Here is a 16,234-nt window from a genome sequence, read left to right as displayed (position 1 = left end):
GCGTCAGACGCACCGAACGCCACATTGGGGCGCTTCAGGGGCGGCGGGAGCGGAGCGTCTCGATGACGTCGTCGTCCCAGCGATGCGTCCGGATCAGCCGGTACCGCTCCGCCGCGACCCACATGTACGCCTCGGCGTCGGTCCGATCGCCGACCATCCCTGCCTGCTGCAACATCCCCACCACCGGCACGAACTCCTCGTCGAACCACCGCTGCGCGACGCTCGCCCGGTCGCAGAACTTGCCCTCGTCCTGCATCAGCCGGAAGCCCCACGCCTCCACGTGCTCGCCCAGCTTCGCGTAGTCCCACGGGTCCGACACGATCACCGACGCCCGTGCGTGGCCCGTCAGCGGGACGCGCTCGAGGAACAACCGGCGGTAGTCCTTGACGATCAGGTCGCCGCGGTGGCGGATGCCGCTCGGGTCCAGTTTGGTCCGGACGACCGTCACGAATGCCTCTATTGTGGACAGTCCTTGCGCGAGCGCCACCGACACGCGGTGGTGGCCGTCGATGATGATGTGCAGCTCGCCGACGCGGTAGACCTCGATCGGCGGGATCTCCTCACCGCGGCGGGACGCCAGCGCCAGCCGTTCCCAGCGTTCGCGGACGCGGGCCGACGTCGGGCGGAAGCGGCGGTCGAAGTCGCGGCTGCGGTCGACCGTGCCGACGATCGAGTCCAGTTTGATCACCCGCAGGCCGAGCCGGCTCTCGCCGAGGTAGCCGAGCGCCTCCACCACCTCGTGGAACGGCAGCATGATGTTGACGTCGTCGGGCTCGCGGCGCAGCCACGTCGAAAGCCGCGAGAGCACCTGGCCCCGGCGCGCGCGGAGGAAGTCGTTCTCCGCGTCGGCGCGGGGGAAGCCCGTCTCTTTCATGAGAACTCCATGATCCGGTGGCCCACCACGTTGCGGATCCGCGTTTCACCGACGACCCGGTCCGGCACCGGCTCGCCGTGGGGGTGGATGTGCCCGTGCAGCAACCACTTCGGCCGCAGCACGTCGATCGTCCGGTGCAGGCAGGCGAACCCGCGGTGCGGCGGGTCCGGGCGGTCGCCGAGGTCCAGCGGCGGCGAGTGCGTCAGCAGGATGTCGACGTCACGGCCGTCGCGCCGGCGCCGCCACTTCGCGCGCCGCACCAGCCCGCGGGCCCGCCGCGCCTGCTGGCGCTGCGTCCACTGGTTCGGCCCGTCGTTGTAGCGGATCGAGCCGCCGAGCCCGGCGAACCGGATCCCGGCGACGTCGACGACCCGGCCGTCGGCGTTGACCCCGCCGGCCGGGCCCGGCCAGACCGTGGGGAAACCGTCCTTCATGGACAGCCCGCCGTAGCGCGTGTAGCCGCTCAGGTCCGGGTCGTGGTTGCCCGGCACGAACACGCACGGCGCGTCGAGCGCGCTGGCCAGGAACGCGAGGTAGTCGTAGGGGAGGTCGCCGGCGCCGATGACGAGGTCGACGGCGCAGGTGCGGACCGCGTCGGTCCACAACCGCTCGTCCACCTCGTCGGCGACCACCAGCGCTTTCGGCATGGTCCCAGGGTACGACCCCGGGGCCCTACTTCATCCCGTGCGCGAACCCCGGGTCGGCGACGATGACAAAAGTGATGACGACGATCCACAGCAAGCTGAGCGCGAGCGCCCAGGCCTTCAGGTTGGACAGCATGCGAGGCATCACGCATTCTCCGAATCCGGTGGAAGAAAAAGGGGACCTAGAGCCAGCCGTTCTTCCGGAATATTCGGTACAGCAACAGGCAGATGCCGAGGATGACGGTGATCACCAGCGGGTACCCGAACTTCCAGTGCAGTTCGGGCAGGTAGTCGAAGTTCATCCCGTAGATGCCCGCGATCATCGTCGGGACGGTGATGATCGCCGCCCACGACGTGATCTTGCGCATGTCGGTGTTCTGCTGCAGCGAGATCTTCGCGACCGTCGCGTCGACCAGGGTGGACAGCAGCTCGTCGAACGCCGCCACCCGCTCGGACACGGTCGTGAGGTGGTCGGCGACGTCGCGGAAGTAGGAGCGGACCTCGTCCGGCACCAGCCGCGTGTAGCCCTCGGCCAGCCGCTGGACCGGCGTCGCGAGCGGCATCACCGCCCGGCGCAGCTCGAGGACCTCCCGCTTCATCAGGTAGATCTGCTCGGCGCTGACCTGCGACCGGGGCGCGAAGACCTGCGCCTCCATCACGTCGATGTCGTTCTCGATCCGGCCCGTGACGTCGAGGTAGTGGTCGACGACGTGGTCGGCGATCGCGTGCACGACCGCGGCCGGGCCCAGCTGCAGACGCTCGGGGTCGTCGTCGAGCTCACGGCGCAGGCGCGCCAGCCCCGAGTGGTTCCCGTGCCGGACCGTGATGACGAAGTCGCGGCCGAGGAACACCATCAGCTCGCCGGTCTCGACGATCTCGTTCGCCGTCGTCGGCGACTCGTGCTCGACGTACCGGACCGTCTTGACCACCAGGAACAGCGTGTCGTCGTAACGCTCCAGCTTGGGCCGCTGGTGCGCTTCGAGCGCGTCCTCGACCGCCAGCTCGTGCAGCCCGAACGTCTCCGCGATGCCCTGGATCTGCTGGGAGTCCGGCTCGTGCAGCCCGATCCAGACGAACCCCTCGTGCCGCTTCCGGACCTCTTTGATCGCTTCGATGTGCGTCCAGCGGCCGGACAGCCGCTTGCCGCCGACGTACACCGCGCAGTCGACGACGTACGCGGACAGCGGCACCGCCACCGGGCGCACGGGGACGCCCTTGGTCCGGTTGTTGCCGCGGCCGCGAAGGCCGCCGAGCGAGGGAATGGCAGGCATGGGTTCTCCTGGGCGTCGTGCGTGGTCGTGCGAGACGACTGACCAGGGGCGGAAGGATCCGCCCGGCGACACCAGCGTTCCCGGGGAGAAGGCCTACCAGGAGATGAGCCGGCCGGCGGGTGTGGTGGGAACGCTGGGAGTACTAGGGAGCGGACTATCGCCACTACTCATCGGGGTTCCTCACCTCCTTCGGGCCGGGTCCAGAGTGGTGGGGCTCGCGTTGACGCGCGAACACCAATGGTTGAGGGTACTCCTCACTACGGATGCGTGTCGTACCAGCCTCACGCGGTGTTACGCGGACAGGAGAAGACGAGTGCAGTTCGGTCGGTACTACGAGGAGTTCGAGGTCGGTGCGGTCTACAAGCACTGGCCGGGCAAAACGGTCACCGAATACGACGACCACCTCTTCTGCCTGATCACCATGAACCACCACCCGCTGCACCTGGATTCGCACTACGCCGAAGAGACGACCGACTTCGGCAAGAACGTCGTGGTGGGGAACTACATCTACTCGCTGCTGCTGGGCATGTCCGTGCCCGACGTCTCCGGCAAGGCCATCGCCAACCTCGAGGTCGAGTCGCTCAAGCACGTCAAGCCGACCTTCCACGGCGACACCATCTACGGCGAGACCGAGGTGCTGGACAAGACGCCGTCGAAGTCGAAGGACGACCGCGGTGTCGTGTACGTCGAGACGCGCGGTTACAAGCAGGACGGCCTGATCGTGTGCACCTTCCGGCGGAAGGTGATGGTGCCCAAGCGCTCCTACGGGGAAACTCGGGGCGGGGAGCAGCCGGGCCGGCCGGTGCCGCACGAATGAGGCTCTGATGGACTTGGACCGGATCAAGGACGTACTGCGCACGTTCGCGGAAGTCGAGGCGCGCGGGGTTTCGCCGCTCTACGAGCACCTGGCGCTGCAGGCGGCCGACGATGACGACGTCGCCGGGCTGCTGGCTTCGGCCCGCGACGGCGAGGTGCGCGCGACACTGCTGATGGCGACCGCCCACCGGCTCGTCCAGGCCGACCCGATCCACCCGCTCTCGCGGTACTACCCGTCGCTGGGCGGCTTCGACGGCGTCGACTCCGAGACGTGGCCGCTCTTCCGGTCGTTCCTGCTGGAGCGGGCGGACAAGGCGCGCGCGCTGATCGCGTCGCGGTACACCCAGACGAATGAAGTCCGCCGGGCCGCGCTGCTGTACCCGGGCGTGGCGCGGGCGGCCAAGGAGCTGGGCGGCAAGGTCGCGCTGCTGGAGGTCGGCTGCAGTGCCGGCCTGCTGCTCGGCCTCGACCGGTTCAACTACCGCTACCAGTGCGACGGCGGCGAGCAGCTGGCGGCGGGCCCGGCCAAGGCCGCGGTCGGGCTGCATTGCGCGCTGGACCTCGCCCCGGGCGCGGTGGCGCCGAAGCTGCCGAAGAAGCTCGCCGTGACAGCGCGAGCCGGCCTCGACCGGGCGCCGGTGGACCTGTCGGACGAAGACGAGCTGGCCTGGCTGGAGGCGTGCGTCTGGGCCGACCAGCCGGACCGCATCCGCCTCCTCCGCACCGCGGCGGCCGAGCAGGCGAAGCACCGTCCTTCGCTGATCGCCGGTGACGGGGTGGACGACCTGGCTTCGGCGGCATCGTCGTTGGACGGGCCGTTGGTGGTGCTGACGAGCCATGTCCTGGCGTATTTCACTCCGTCGCGCCGGGAGGATTTTGTTTCGGCGCTGGCGTCGCTGGCGGCTTCCCGGCCGGTGTGGTGGGTGTCGGAGGAGTTCTACGGGGCCGGGTTGGAGCTCGTGCTGCCCGGGCGGTCGGATCTCGCTTCTCCTGATGGGCTCGCGACGCTGGGCGTGGTCCGGTGGGAGGACGGGAAGGCGGAGGCCCACGCGCTGGCTCGGACTGCGCCGCACGGGCAGCGCATGACCTGGCTGCCGCTGTAGGAGCTTGTCCACAGGGCGGCTGTGATGTGGGCAAGTCCGCCTCGCCGGCGGCTTTCAGGCGGTCTTGTCGGCCGGTCCCGATACGCTGGAAGCGGGACCGGCCCCCCAAGGGAAGGGCGGGGCGTGCCGGCCGCGCGCTGTGCCGCCGGGTGCTCCCGAGCCACAGCTCAAGCCTTCGGCAGCGCACCCCACTCACGCAGCGTCACGTACAGGAGATCCACCAGCTCCCCGCCCGCCTCCAGGGCCGAAAGGTCCGCCGCATCGGACCAACGGGCCTCCGACGCGTCGTCACCCGCCGTGAGGATTCCGCCGGTGACCGCGCAGGCGTAGTCGTGGATTTCGTACGGTTCGCGCGTCACGGTCCCGATCACTGTGCCCGGAATCACGTCGAGACCCGTTTCCTCCCGAAGCTCCCGGATCACGGCCGTTTCGTCTGATTCGCCCGGTTCGACACGCCCGCCGGGCAGGGACCACAACCCCGATCCGGGGTCATTGCGGCGCCGGATGAGCAGCAAACGGCCGTGGTCGTCGAACACGATCCCGCCGACACAGCGGATCGTGGTCTCCCCAGGTGCTTCCATGTCCCCAACGGTAGTCGTGACCGACTTGAAAACCGATGTCCTGTACACGGAGAGTAGCCGTACGGTACACTTCCGACCGCGTGCTGACCCAAGCGCGGGACTTCCCTCCCGTGCGCCTGTCCAGTGCGGTACAACGTAAAAAGTCAGGATTGCTCTTGTCCGGTGTCACCGTAAGAGACGGGATTTGATCGCGGTGAACGTGAAGAAGATTGCGGGCCTCGCCGGTATCGCGTTGGTGCTGTTCTTCGTCATTGCGCAGCCGGGTCAGGCCGCAGGCCTGGTCGGCAACATCATCGACTTCCTCCGCAGCTCGGCCGAATCGGTGATCACCTTCGTCAGTAACGTCTTCAGCTGACCGATCGGGGCTAACCTGGACCCATGTTCGCGCCACGCGACCCCGACGAGTACCTCCTCGACACCGAGCGGCGGGTCATCCGGATCCGCCGCCACTGGGCGGTGCTGCTCTGGGACACCTTCGAGGCGGCCGCACTCCTGGCCATCTGCGTCCTGGTGTCCTACCTGCTGCCACCGGCGCTGTACATCGGCCAGAACATCCTCTGGTACGTGGCGCTGATCGTCGTGCTGCGGTTCGCCTACGTGGTGATGGAGTGGTGGGTCGAACGGCTGGTGGTCACCGACAAGCGGTTCGTCATGACCACCGGGGTCTTCACGACCAAGGTGCTGATGATGCCGATCAGCAAGGTCACCGACCTCAGCTACGTGCGCACCGCCACCGGCCGCATGATGGGTTACGGCACGATGGTCGTCGAGTCGGCCGGTCAGATCCAGGCGCTGAACAAGATCGACTTCCTGCCGCGGCCGGAAGAGTTCTACGACACGATCTCCGAGCTGGTCTTCGGCGACAAGCAGAAGCAGGCCGAGCGCTTCTCGATGATCAAGGCCCAGCGGGCCGCCCGGGGCAAGAAGCCGGTCGGCTGAGGCGTCCCGGCTCTCGTGTGATGTAGCGCATCGTCGACAATGGTCACGATGCGCATCGACCTGCACGCCCATTCCACCGCTTCCGACGGCACCGACTCGCCGGCCGGGCTCGTCGCCGCGGCCGCGAGCGCCGGGCTCGACGTCGTCGCGATCACCGATCATGACACCACCGCGGGCTGGGCCCCGGCCACCGCGGCCATTCCCCCCGGCCTGACGCTGGTCCCCGGCGCCGAGCTCTCGACCGTCTCGATCAACCCCGAGACCGGCCGGCAGATCAGCGTCCACCTGCTGGCCTACCTCTTCGACCCCACGGCCGAGGCCGTTGTCACCGAGCAGACCCGGCTGCGGGTCGAGCGCCGGACGCGGCTGCGCCGGATGGCCGAGCGGATGGCCGCCGACGGCCTCCCGATCGACGCCGACGAGATCTTCGGCCTGCTGCCCGAGGACTCGCCGCCCGGGCGCCCGCACCTCGCCCAGGCGCTGGTCCGGGCCGGGCTGGTCAAGAGCGTCGACGAGGCCTTCGCCGACTACCTGAGCCCCCGCCGCGGCTACTACGTCGCCCGTCGCGACACGCCGGTCGAGGAGGCCATCGACATGATCGTCGCGGCCGGCGGCGTCACGGTCATCGCGCACCCCTTCGCCTTCAGCCGCGGCGCCACGATCAGCGAGGACACCCTCGCCGAGCTGGCCGCGCACGGTCTCACCGGTGTCGAGGCCGACCACCCGAACCACGACGCGCCGACGCGCGCCCGCACGCGTGCGCTGGCCGGCGAGCTCGGCCTGCTGGTCACCGGCTCGAGCGACTACCACGGCACGAACAAGACCATCGCGCTCGGGGAATGCACCACCGATCCCGGGCAGCTGGAGGAGCTCGTGGCGCGCGCGACCGGGTTCCAGGTCGTGAAGGGCTGAAATGGCGATCGCCGACTTCTTCGACGCCAAGCTCTTCATGAGCGCGACGATCACCTTGATCGTCATCATGGACCCGCCCGGCACCGTGCCGGTGTTCCTGAGCCTGGTCGGCCGCAAGCCGGTGGCGACGCGGGCGCGTGCCGCCCGGCAGGCCGTCCTGGTGTCCCTGCTGGTCATCAGCCTGTTCGCGGTGGCCGGCCAGGCGATCCTGTCCTACCTCGGCATCGGCATCCCCGCGTTGCAGGGCGCCGGCGGGCTGCTCCTCCTGCTGATCGCGCTGCAGCTGCTCACCGGCAACGGCCACGAGGCCGAAGCGGCCACGGAGGACGTCAACGTCGCGCTCGTCCCGCTCGGCACCCCGCTGCTGGCCGGGCCCGGTGCGATCGCCGCGACCATCGTGTTCGTCCGGCAGGCCGACGGCCACCTCGGCGCGTACATCGCGCTGGCGCTGGCGATCGTCATGACGCACTTCGTGATCTACATCTGCATGCGCTACTCCGGGGTAGTCATCCGGCTGATCAAGGAAAGCGGCATCACGCTGCTGGCCAAGGTGGCCGGCCTGCTGCTCGCGGCCATCGCCGTCGAGCTCGTCGCGAACTCCGTGCGCGGCTTCATCGCCGGTGGCAGCTGACCCCCGCCTTTCGGGTTGTCCTGCCGGACAGGAACCGCCGGCTTCGTTGACATCGTTGGCACGCCTCCCGCAGCCTGAATCCCAGCCCAGCGCTTGAAACGATTCAAACGCCTTGCGGAGGCCTCGATGAAGTGGCTCAGAGCAGTCCTGCCGGTCACGGTCCTGGTGGCGAGCGGCGTGGTCGCGGCCCCCGTGGCGACCGCCCTGCCCGGCCCTGGCTGGCAGAAGTACGTCGTTGCGCCGTCGAGCCGGGACGTCCGGCCGGTGCGGGTGCTGTCCACCAGTGGTGACGTCACCAACCCGGCCGGCCTGCTCGGCCGTGGTGTCGCGACGCTCAAGCGGCAGGCGCCGCCGCCGAAGCCGGCCTGGCCCGGCGGGACGACGGCGGCCGCGTCGTCGTTCCACGCGCCCAACAACGGCGGGAACGGCCAGCCGCGGACGTACGAGCCAGGCAACGCCGTCGACGGCAACACCGACACGTTCTGGAACGACGACACGATCGGCGCCTACCCGGACGTCCTGACGATCACCGCGGCCGCGCCGGTCGCGCTGCCCGGCGTCACCGTGCTGTCCAGTGTGGACGGTGTGCCGCAGGACTTCACCGTCGAGGTGCTGGACGGTGGCGCGTGGCGGGTGGCGGCGACCGTCACCGGCAACACCGCGGTGCAGCGCACGGTGGCGTTCGACCGCGCGGTGACGACCACGCAGGTCCGGATCACCGTGACGAAGGACCAGGCCACGCCGTCGGGCGAGTTCAGCCGGGTCACCGAGGTCTGGCCGGGGCTGGTCGCCGATCCGCCGACGCCCGTCGCCGTGCTCGACTTCGGCAAGGTCGTCGCGGGGTACCCGAAGATCTCCTTCGCCGGCGCGTCGGCGAACCACCCCGGCATCCGGGTGTCGACCTCGGAAACCCAGCAGTACCTGGGTGAACGCTCCGACTTCTCGCGCTCGGACTTCTCCGGCGGGCCGGGCAGCGACCAGATCGCCGTGCCGGCGACGCCGACCGTCTGGCGGGACACGAAGGGCTGCCAGAGCGGCACGCAGGTGTGCGCGGACGGCCTGCGCGGCTTCCGCTACCTGCGGATCAGCCTCGACGCGCTGGCCTCGGACGCGCCGCTCGCGCAGCCGTCCGGTGAGGTGCGGATCAACGGCGTCTCCCTCGACTTCACGCCGTTCCTCGGCACGCCGGACACCTACCGCGGCTGGTTCGAGTCGTCGGACGCGGACCTGAACCGCTACTGGTACAACGCGTCCTACACCAACGAGCTGGGCATGGACACCTTCCGCGAGTCCGATGTGGACCCTCGTGGCGCGTTCTCGCCGTCGCTGGACGGGAAGCTGGTGCTGCACGACGGCGCGAAGCGCGACCGCGACCCGTACGTCGGCGACGTCGCGGTGTCCGGGCTGACCCAGTACCTGACGCACCAGGACGGCACCGCGGCGAAGAACGTGCTCGCCGACCTGGCCGACCACCAGCGGGCCGACGGCTGGATCCCGCCCGCGTCGATCAACAACTACACGTTGCCGCTGTTCGACTATCCGCTCTGGTGGGTGACTTCGAGCTGGGACTACGTCCTCTACTCGGGCGACACCGCGTACGCGGCTTCGTACTACTCGCACCTCGTGAAGACACTCGACGCGTGGTATCCGTCGGTCACCGATTCGCGCGGGTTGCTCGCGAAGGGGCTTAACGGCACAAGCGGCTATGGCGACTACGCGTTCCTCCCGCGTACGGGCGAAGTGACGTACTACAACGCGTTGTACGTCCGGGCTCTTCAGGGCGCGGCAGGCTTGGCGCGGGCGACGGGGCACGCCGCTGACGCGGATCGGTGGCTTTCGCGCGCTTCCGGCGTCGCCGCGGCCGTGAACCAGTACCTGTGGGATCCGGCGGCGGGCGCGTACCTCGACTCGGGGACGGGCGCGGTGCGCCACGGCCAGGACGGCAACAGCCAGGCGATCCTGGCCGGTATCGCCTCGCCGGCGCAGTCGTCTTCGGCGTTGGCGCGGCTCGCGGCCGGGGCGTTGCCGTACGGGAATCCGTTCATGGACAACGACACTCTCGTCTCCGACGGCACGAAGCGCGTGTACGCGTTCACGTCGTTCCCGGAGCTGCAGGCGCGGTTCCGGACCGGGCAGGCGACGTCGGCGATCGACCAGATCAAGCGGATGTACGGCTGGATGGACACGCACGACCCGGGCCTCACGGCGTGGGAAGGCATCGGCGAGGGCGGCTCGCACTACGAGCAGGGTTACACGTCGGCCGCGCACGGCTGGTCGACCGGTGTGGTGCCGGCGTTGACGAACGAGCTGCTGGGCGTCTCGCCGACGTCGCCGGGCTTCGCGACGTGGCAGGTTTCGCCGCACCCGGGCCAGGTCACGTGGGCGCGCGGAGCAGTGCCGACGCCGAAGGGCGCGTTGTCGGCTTCGTGGTCTCAGGTGGGTTCGGTGTTCTCTCTGACGGTGACGGCGCCGCGCGGGACGTCCGGCTCGCTGGTGGTTCCGGCCGGGCGTTTGGTGCTGGTGGACGGCCACGCGGTGCGGAGCGGCTCTGTGTCCGTGGGCGGTGGGACGCACACGGTGCTGGTCGTGCGGTAGGGCATTGCGCGGGTCCGGCGCGGAAAGTGTCGGTGGTGGTGCGTAGCGTGGGGAATCGTGAAGGAGCAGATGGGCTTCGATTTCGGCGTGGCGCAACCGGTGCGGCTCACGAAGGTGTCACCGGCGCGGCTGGCGACCTTCGACGACTGCCCGCGCCGGTACCGGCTGCAGTACCTGCAGCGGCCGACGCCGCAGCGCACCGGGCCGTGGGCGCACAGCACGCTCGGGGCGGTGGTGCACAACGCGCTGCGGGCGCTGTTCGACCTGCCGGTGCTCAAGCGGGTGCCGCAGCGGGCGGTGGCGCTGGTGGCGGAGTACTGGAAGGACGCGGGTTTCGAGGACGCCGACCAGGCGGCGCGGTACCGCGCGCGGGCCAAGGGGTGGGTGGCCGAGTACGTCGAGGACAACGACGTCACGCACGACCCGGTCGGGCTGGAGCGGTGGGTGTCGGCGCCGGTCAGCCTGGCGCCGGGGGAGCGGCCGGCGATGATCGTCGAGGGCCGCGCCGACCGCATCGACGCGCGCGAGGGCGAGCTCGTGATCGTCGACTACAAGACGGGTCGCCGCCCACCGGACGAGTACGAGGCGAGGGCGTCGCAAGCGCTTGCGCTGTACGCGGTGGCGGCGGCGCGGACGTTGCGGATGCCGTGCACGACGGTCGAGCTCCACCACCTCCCGACCGGCACGATCGCGGCGGCGGAGCACACCCCGGAGAGCCTGCGCCGTCAGCTGCAACGCGCCGAGGAGACCGCCGGAGACCTCAGGCTGGCCACGGATACCCTGGACGCGGGCGGCGACGCGGACGAGCTGTTCCCGCCCCGCCCGGACCGCCGTTGCGCCTGGTGCGACTTCAGGCCGAGCTGCGCAGAGGGCCAGGCAACAGCCCCGGCGGCGCAGCCGTGGGACCTGCTCGCGCCCTGAACAGGAGGGTAAGTGGCCTCACCGGACACCGACGAACTGGCGACCGTGCCCGTGCCTTTGCCGGCGGCAGCGCCTGACGCGGAGACGGCGCCGCAGGAGCGGGTCGAGCCGAAACCTGCTTCGGCGGACGAAGCTTCGCCCGAGCCTGCCGCGGAGGCTGCTTCGCCGGCGAAGGAGCGCGGGCGCTGGTGGCGTGGGTTCACGGGCTCACTGGCAGCGGGTCTTGCGGTCCTGGCGGTGGGCGTGCTGGCAGTGGCGGGAATCGACCTGTATACGGGCGCACCCGGCCCGGGTGCGGCGATGCTGATCGGACACCCGGTGGCGGCGGTGCTGGCCCTGCTGGCGCAGCGTGTTGCCGACCGCCGCAACGGGATCGCGGCCGCGGGGGCGGGCATTGCCGTGGTGCTGTTCGTGGTTTCGGCGCTGACCCTTTTCTGGCTCACCTGACCCGAACCTGCCGGTTCCGCCCGGCCGGCCGGCGTGTGGGGCCGGAACTCGCGTGATTGAGGCCGGGAGCGGCGTGGTTCGGGCCGGAACTGGCGTGATTGGGGCCGGAACTGGCGTGATTGGGGCCGGAACTGGCGTGATTCGGGCCGGAACTCGCGTGATTGAGGCCGGGAGCGGCGTGGTTCGGGCCGGGACCGGCGTGATTGGGGCCGGAACTGGCGTGATTCGAGCCGGAACTCGCGTGATTGAGGCCGGAACTCGCGTGATTCGGGCCGGAACTCGTGGTCCGGCGGGCATCACTCGTGATCAGGCGGGCATCTCGCGTGATTGGCGGGGCATCACGAGGCTGAGCGGCTACTTCAAAGCCGTCAGTGTGGTGCCGCGCTCTTCCAGCAGCACCGGGCCGGCCGCACCCAAGCGGACCACGCCCGCATATCCCCGGCGGTCCACACCCACTGTCCGGATCGTTGAACCGTCGTTCTCGTTCAGCACCGCCAGGCCGCCCTTGATCGGGACCACCAGCTGCGAAGCGAAGATGATCCCCGGCCCCGAAGCGCTGCTCAGCGTCCAGCGCGGCGAAAGGTCGTCACGGGACAACGCCAGCATCTTCGACCCGCTGAACCAGTACACGTTCGCCGCAGTCTGGGTCGTCGCCTCGGTGCCGCCCGGGGGGTCGGCCGCCAGGTCGGTGGCCGGCACGTCCAAGGGATATGCCGCGCGCTGGGAACCGTCGCCGTTGAAGATCACCAGGAGCTTCTGGTCCGGCAGTACCACCGCCGTCAGCTCGCCGGACATTGCGATCACGCGGGCGCGCTTGCCCGCCAGCACGCTGCTGAACGAGACCTGGGGCTCGTCGTCCTTCTCCGGGGCTGCCTTGTAGACCGTCAGGCGGTCGGCCGGGTCGCCCGGGCAGCGCTCGATCACGCCGACCTTGCCCGACGCCGCCGCGACCGTGCCGTACGTGCAGCCCGTGCGGGGCTGCTTGCCCGCGTTGACCAGCGCCGGGACCTGGCCGTACTCCGCGCTCTTCACCAGGTCGTCGCGCCAGGTGTCGAGGAGCTTCTTGCCCGTCGCCGTCACGTGCGAGCCGTCGCTGACCAGCTGGGTGCCCAGCTCGGCGTTGCCGTTGCGCTGGGCGGTGATCCGGCCCGTGCCGGGGTCGAGCTGTGTGACTTCGCTGCAGTTCTCGGTCTTGTGGTAGACGGCGTTCAGCCGCCCCCACGTCTCGTTCACCGTGCACAGCGGCAGGTCACGCGTGTAGTGCCAGCGGATCTGTCCGGTCAGCGGGTCACGGGCGGCGACCTCGCCGCCGTCCGCGGTGGCCACCGAGTCGCCGGCCACCAACGGGACCGGCGTCGACGCGCTCGGGGCGCTCCACAGCTCGGCCAGCGAGCCGGGCACCTTGTCCGGCGCCGCGGGCAGCGGTGGGGGCGGGGCCGCTTCGGTCCGGTCGGTGGCCGCGCTGTCGCTCGTCGTGCCGATGACCAGCGCGACCGCGAGCACGACCACCGCGACGACCGCGGCGATCACCCGGTCCCGGCCGCGGTTCCAAGGCGAACGACGCGCCTTGACCCGCGGTGCGGGCGGGGTGGGTTCGACGTCCTCGAGGACGTCTTCAGAGCCGTATTCGGGGGCCTCGGAAGCGACCGCTGGTTCTTCTTCGGCCGCCTTCTCGACGTCGCTCACGTGCCGGGACCCCCACCGCTCAGGTTCAGTCTGCCGACGCAGGTGTATCAGACGTCGCGGCCGGGCGGCGACGGCGGCGGCGCCGAGCCGGACGCTCGGCGTTCTCGCCGGCCTCCTTCTCGACCGCCGGGCCGGTGGTCTCCGGGGCCGTTCCGCGGGTGCGGCGACGCGCGCGGGTGCGACCCTCCGAGGCCGGAGCCTCGCCCGAACCGGACTCCGACGCGGTGGCGTTGTCGGCTGCCTCGACGGCTTCGGCCGACCGCGAGCCGCCGCGGGTCCGCTTGCGCGGGGTGCGGTTGCGCTTGCGCGGCGCGTCTTCCGAGGCCGGCGACTCGGGGCCACCGGCGGCGGTGTTGCCACGGCCCTGGGCCTGGCCGCGGCCACGGCGCTTGCCGCCCAGGTCCTCTTCGACCTCGGCGCCCAGGCCCGCGCGGGTGCGCTTGGCCAGCGGCAGCCGCCCGGTGGTGCCCTCCGGGATGCCCAGGTCCTCGAACAGGTGCTTCGACGACGAGTACGTCTCGACCGGCTCCGGCTTGTCGAGGCCGAGGGTGTCCGAGATCAGCTTCCAGCGCGGCATCTCGTCCCAGTCGACGAGGGTGACCGCAACACCGGTGCGGCCCGCGCGGCCGGTGCGGCCGATGCGGTGGACGTAGGTCTTCTCGTCGTCCGGGCACTGGTAGTTGATGACGTGCGTGACGTCGTCGATGTCAATGCCGCGGGCGGCGACGTCGGTCGCGACCAGGACGTCGACCTTGCCGGAGCGGAACGCGCGCAGGGCCTGCTCACGCGCGCCCTGGCCCAGGTCGCCGTGCACGGCCGCCGCGGCGAAACCGCGCTCGACCAGGTCGTCGGCCACCTTCTGGGCGGTGCGCTTGGTGCGGCTGAAGATCATCGTGAGGCCGCGGTCGGCCGCCTGCAGGATCCGGGCGATGACCTCGGGCTTGTCCATCGAGTGCGCCCGGTAGACGAACTGGGTGGTGCGCTCGTGGATCGCGCTCGCGTCGTTTTCCTCGGCGCGGATGTGCGTCGGCTGGGTGAGGAACGTGCGGGCCAGCGTGATGATCGGCCCCGGCATGGTCGCCGAGAAGAGCATCGTCTGCCGCTTGTCCGGCACCATCCGCAGGATGCGCTCGATGTCGGGCAGGAAGCCCAGGTCGAGCATCTCGTCGGCCTCGTCGAGCACCAGCCCGCGGACCTTCCCGAGCACGAGGTGCTTCTGCTCGGCCAGGTCGAGGAGCCGGCCCGGGGTGCCGATCACGACGTCGATGCCCTTGCGGAGCGCCTCGATCTGCGGCTCGTACGGGCGGCCGCCGTAGATGGCCAGGGTGCGGATGCCGAGGTGCTTGCCGGCGCCCTTGAGGTCGTTGGCGACCTGGATGCACAGCTCGCGGGTCGGCACCACGACGAGCACCTGCGGAGTGCCGTCGCCCGGCACCTCGACGCGGTGCAGCAGCGGCACGCCGAAGCCCAGCGTCTTGCCCATGCCGGTGCGGGCCTGGCCGATGAGGTCGTCGCCGGCCATCGCCAGCGGCAGCGTGAGCTCCTGGATCGCGAAGGTCCGCTCGATGCCGACTTCGGCGAGCGCCTTGATGATCTCCGGCTTGACGCCGAACGACGCGAAGGTGGGGGCCTCCGGCTCGACCTCGACGCCCGCCTGCAGCGGGTGCGACGTGTCGAGCGCGGCGGGGCCGGTCTCGCTGTGTTCCAGCGCGACGGCGGGGGGCTGTTCGGTTGTGGGGATTTCTGCGGTCAGGGTGATCGCCTCTCTCGTGACCAGCGCGCACAACCCTGGGTCCCGTTTCGACACTCGACCGGGAGAAACCCTGGTCCCTGGCGCTGATCTGAAGCGCGGAACCGGTCCGTCCCGGGAATGCCGGAAGAGGCGTGCACGCACATTGCAGTACGTCGGCGGGCCTCGTGGCCTGCCTGTTTCCCGACGCCGGTATGACGTACGGAAGCTTCGGTGTCAAATGGCAGTGTACCTGGTCAGCAGTTTTTCAACAGTACCCGGCACGCCGGAGCCAGTGGGATCGGTCTCGTCCCGACACGCCCGGGTGCTTCGGCGATACCCTGGCCGCCGTGACCGAGCCGAAAGAGATCAGCGAAGGCGTAGTCGACCTTCTGGGTGTGATCGCCTATCTCGAACTGTCCGCCTTCGACCGGCTGGCCGAAGACGCGCGCAGCGCCCCCACGCTGGACGGACGGGCGGCGCTGGCGCAGATGGCCGCCGCGGAAATCGGTCACTACGGCCTGCTCGAGAAGCACCTCGCCGCGCACGACGTCGAGATCGCGGACGCGATGGCGCCGTTCGTGGCCCAGGTGGACGCCTGGCACTCTTCGACGCCGCCGAAGTCGTGGCTGGAGTCGCTGGTCAAGGCCTACGTCGGCGACGGGCTGGCCGCCGACCTCTACCGGGAGATCGCCAGCTGGCTCGACCCCGAGACCAAGGACCTCGTGCTCACCGTGCTCGCCGACACCGGCCACTCCGCGTTCGCCGAACGCGAAGTGGCCGCCGGCATCGAAGCCGACCCCAAGACCCGCGACAAGCTCGCCCTGTGGGGGCGCCGCCTGCTCGGCGAGGCACTGACCCAGGCCCAGTACGTCGTCGCCGAGCGCGACGGCCTGGCCGAGCTGATCATCGGCGGTTCGGGCGACCTCTCCGGAATTGCCGCGCTGTTCCGGCGGTTGCAACAGGGGCACACGAAGCGCATGCAGGCGCTCGGCCTGGGCTGATCCCGATGGAGTACCCGGAAGTGACAACGCGGTCGAGCGCGGACATGCGCCACCGGAACGAGCCCGTTCGGTTAGCCTTGC

16 protein-coding genes are annotated in these 16,234 nt (G+C 70.2%); 10 read left to right on the top strand and 6 right to left on the bottom strand.

Annotation, left to right across the window (positions count from 1 at the left end; translation table 11 throughout):
- Positions 1 to 34 precede the first annotated feature (34 nt).
- The 3 genes from ACIA5G_RS36365 to corA all read right to left on the bottom strand — a co-directional run bounded on the left by ACIA5G_RS36365 (position 35) and on the right by corA (position 2,789).
- Entirely contained in the window at positions 35 to 874 is an 840-nt protein-coding gene (locus ACIA5G_RS36365) for a chromosome partitioning protein ParB (protein WP_395931631.1), read from the bottom strand.
- On the bottom strand, positions 871 to 1,521 hold the full coding sequence (locus tag ACIA5G_RS36360) for a metallophosphoesterase (protein WP_395931629.1): 651 nt from the start codon (positions 1,519 to 1,521) through the stop codon (positions 871 to 873). Before ACIA5G_RS36360 ends, ACIA5G_RS36365 begins: the two co-directional genes overlap by 4 nt.
- A 179-nt stretch (positions 1,522 to 1,700) precedes the next feature.
- Positions 1,701 to 2,789 (bottom strand): magnesium/cobalt transporter CorA, encoded by a 1,089-nt coding sequence (corA, locus tag ACIA5G_RS36355; protein WP_395931627.1) that lies wholly within the window; start codon positions 2,787 to 2,789, stop codon positions 1,701 to 1,703.
- A gap of 313 nt (positions 2,790 to 3,102) precedes the next feature.
- Here corA and ACIA5G_RS36350 point away from each other — a divergent pair, with 313 nt between their 5' ends.
- The gene (locus ACIA5G_RS36350; protein ID WP_285999767.1) at positions 3,103 to 3,606 is read left to right on the top strand and encodes a MaoC family dehydratase; all 504 of its coding nucleotides are present in this window, start codon (positions 3,103 to 3,105) and stop codon (positions 3,604 to 3,606) included.
- Positions 3,607 to 3,613: 7 nt separating this feature from the next.
- Positions 3,614 to 4,708 carry a DUF2332 domain-containing protein gene (locus tag ACIA5G_RS36345; RefSeq protein ID WP_395931625.1) on the top strand — a complete coding sequence of 365 codons (1,095 nt, stop codon included), beginning with the start codon at positions 3,614 to 3,616 and terminating at the stop codon, positions 4,706 to 4,708.
- Positions 4,709 to 4,875: 167 nt separating this feature from the next.
- On the opposite strand, the gene ACIA5G_RS36340 is transcribed toward ACIA5G_RS36345, so the two are convergent.
- Positions 4,876 to 5,289 carry an NUDIX hydrolase gene (locus ACIA5G_RS36340; RefSeq protein WP_395932268.1) on the bottom strand — a complete coding sequence of 138 codons (414 nt, stop codon included), beginning with the start codon at positions 5,287 to 5,289 and terminating at the stop codon, positions 4,876 to 4,878.
- A 193-nt stretch (positions 5,290 to 5,482) separates the two neighbouring features.
- On the opposite strand from ACIA5G_RS36340, the gene ACIA5G_RS36335 reads away from it, so the two are divergent.
- The 7 genes from ACIA5G_RS36335 to ACIA5G_RS36305 all read left to right on the top strand — a co-directional run bounded on the left by ACIA5G_RS36335 (position 5,483) and on the right by ACIA5G_RS36305 (position 11,734).
- A complete protein-coding gene (locus tag ACIA5G_RS36335; RefSeq protein ID WP_285455759.1) occupies positions 5,483 to 5,644 on the top strand; it encodes a hypothetical protein in 162 nt (53 codons plus the stop codon).
- 23 nt (positions 5,645 to 5,667) lie between these two features.
- On the top strand, positions 5,668 to 6,228 hold the full coding sequence (locus ACIA5G_RS36330) for a PH domain-containing protein (RefSeq protein ID WP_247014507.1): 561 nt from the start codon (positions 5,668 to 5,670) through the stop codon (positions 6,226 to 6,228).
- Positions 6,229 to 6,267: 39 nt separating this feature from the next.
- Positions 6,268 to 7,140, top strand: coding sequence for a PHP domain-containing protein (locus ACIA5G_RS36325; protein WP_395931622.1), 873 nt, complete (start codon positions 6,268 to 6,270; stop codon positions 7,138 to 7,140).
- Between the two features lies 1 nt (position 7,141).
- Positions 7,142 to 7,771 carry a MarC family protein gene (locus ACIA5G_RS36320; RefSeq protein WP_395931620.1) on the top strand — a complete coding sequence of 210 codons (630 nt, stop codon included), beginning with the start codon at positions 7,142 to 7,144 and terminating at the stop codon, positions 7,769 to 7,771.
- A 126-nt stretch (positions 7,772 to 7,897) separates the two neighbouring features.
- Complete coding sequence (locus ACIA5G_RS36315) at positions 7,898 to 10,366, top strand: alpha-L-rhamnosidase C-terminal domain-containing protein (protein ID WP_395931618.1); 2,469 nt, start codon at positions 7,898 to 7,900, stop codon at positions 10,364 to 10,366.
- Positions 10,367 to 10,435: 69 nt separating this feature from the next.
- Positions 10,436 to 11,287, top strand: coding sequence for a RecB family exonuclease (locus ACIA5G_RS36310; protein WP_395932266.1), 852 nt, complete (start codon positions 10,436 to 10,438; stop codon positions 11,285 to 11,287).
- Positions 11,288 to 11,299: 12 nt separating this feature from the next.
- Entirely contained in the window at positions 11,300 to 11,734 is a 435-nt protein-coding gene (locus ACIA5G_RS36305) for a hypothetical protein (RefSeq protein ID WP_395931616.1), read from the top strand.
- A 354-nt stretch (positions 11,735 to 12,088) separates the two neighbouring features.
- Here the strand turns inward: ACIA5G_RS36305 and ACIA5G_RS36300 are convergent, their stop codons facing one another.
- Positions 12,089 to 13,420, bottom strand: a complete 1,332-nt coding sequence (locus tag ACIA5G_RS36300; RefSeq protein ID WP_395931614.1) for a hypothetical protein — start codon at positions 13,418 to 13,420, stop codon at positions 12,089 to 12,091.
- Between the two features lie 25 nt (positions 13,421 to 13,445).
- A complete protein-coding gene (locus tag ACIA5G_RS36295) occupies positions 13,446 to 15,080 on the bottom strand; it encodes a DEAD/DEAH box helicase (RefSeq protein ID WP_395932264.1) in 1,635 nt (544 codons plus the stop codon).
- Between the two features lie 419 nt (positions 15,081 to 15,499).
- Here ACIA5G_RS36295 and ACIA5G_RS36290 point away from each other — a divergent pair, with 419 nt between their 5' ends.
- Positions 15,500 to 16,153 (top strand): ferritin-like fold-containing protein, encoded by a 654-nt coding sequence (locus tag ACIA5G_RS36290; RefSeq protein WP_395931612.1) that lies wholly within the window; start codon positions 15,500 to 15,502, stop codon positions 16,151 to 16,153.
- Positions 16,154 to 16,234: the final 81 nt, after the last annotated feature.

The sequence above is a fragment of the Amycolatopsis sp. NPDC051758 genome (genome assembly GCF_044453095.1).
Taxonomy (GTDB): domain Bacteria; phylum Actinomycetota; class Actinomycetes; order Mycobacteriales; family Pseudonocardiaceae; genus Amycolatopsis.
Note: the sequence above shows the minus strand (reverse complement) of the source record. Positions and strands in the feature narration are given on the sequence as shown.

Bases quoted from the DNA above. Each gene is read 5' to 3' on its own strand.
- ACIA5G_RS36365 (WP_395931631.1), bottom strand. From the start codon at position 874: ATGAAAGAGACGGGCTTCCCCCGCGCCGACGCGGAGAACGACTTCCTC.
- ACIA5G_RS36360 (WP_395931629.1), bottom strand. From the start codon at position 1,521: ATGCCGAAAGCGCTGGTGGTCGCCGACGAGGTGGACGAGCGGTTGTGG.
- corA (WP_395931627.1), bottom strand. From the start codon at position 2,789: ATGCCTGCCATTCCCTCGCTCGGCGGCCTTCGCGGCCGCGGCAACAAC.
- ACIA5G_RS36345 (WP_395931625.1), top strand. From the start codon at position 3,614: ATGGACTTGGACCGGATCAAGGACGTACTGCGCACGTTCGCGGAAGTC.
- ACIA5G_RS36340 (WP_395932268.1), bottom strand. From the start codon at position 5,289: ATGGAAGCACCTGGGGAGACCACGATCCGCTGTGTCGGCGGGATCGTG.
- ACIA5G_RS36330 (WP_247014507.1), top strand. From the start codon at position 5,668: ATGTTCGCGCCACGCGACCCCGACGAGTACCTCCTCGACACCGAGCGG.
- ACIA5G_RS36325 (WP_395931622.1), top strand. From the start codon at position 6,268: ATGGTCACGATGCGCATCGACCTGCACGCCCATTCCACCGCTTCCGAC.
- ACIA5G_RS36320 (WP_395931620.1), top strand. From the start codon at position 7,142: ATGGCGATCGCCGACTTCTTCGACGCCAAGCTCTTCATGAGCGCGACG.
- ACIA5G_RS36315 (WP_395931618.1), top strand. From the start codon at position 7,898: ATGAAGTGGCTCAGAGCAGTCCTGCCGGTCACGGTCCTGGTGGCGAGC.
- ACIA5G_RS36310 (WP_395932266.1), top strand. From the start codon at position 10,436: ATGGGCTTCGATTTCGGCGTGGCGCAACCGGTGCGGCTCACGAAGGTG.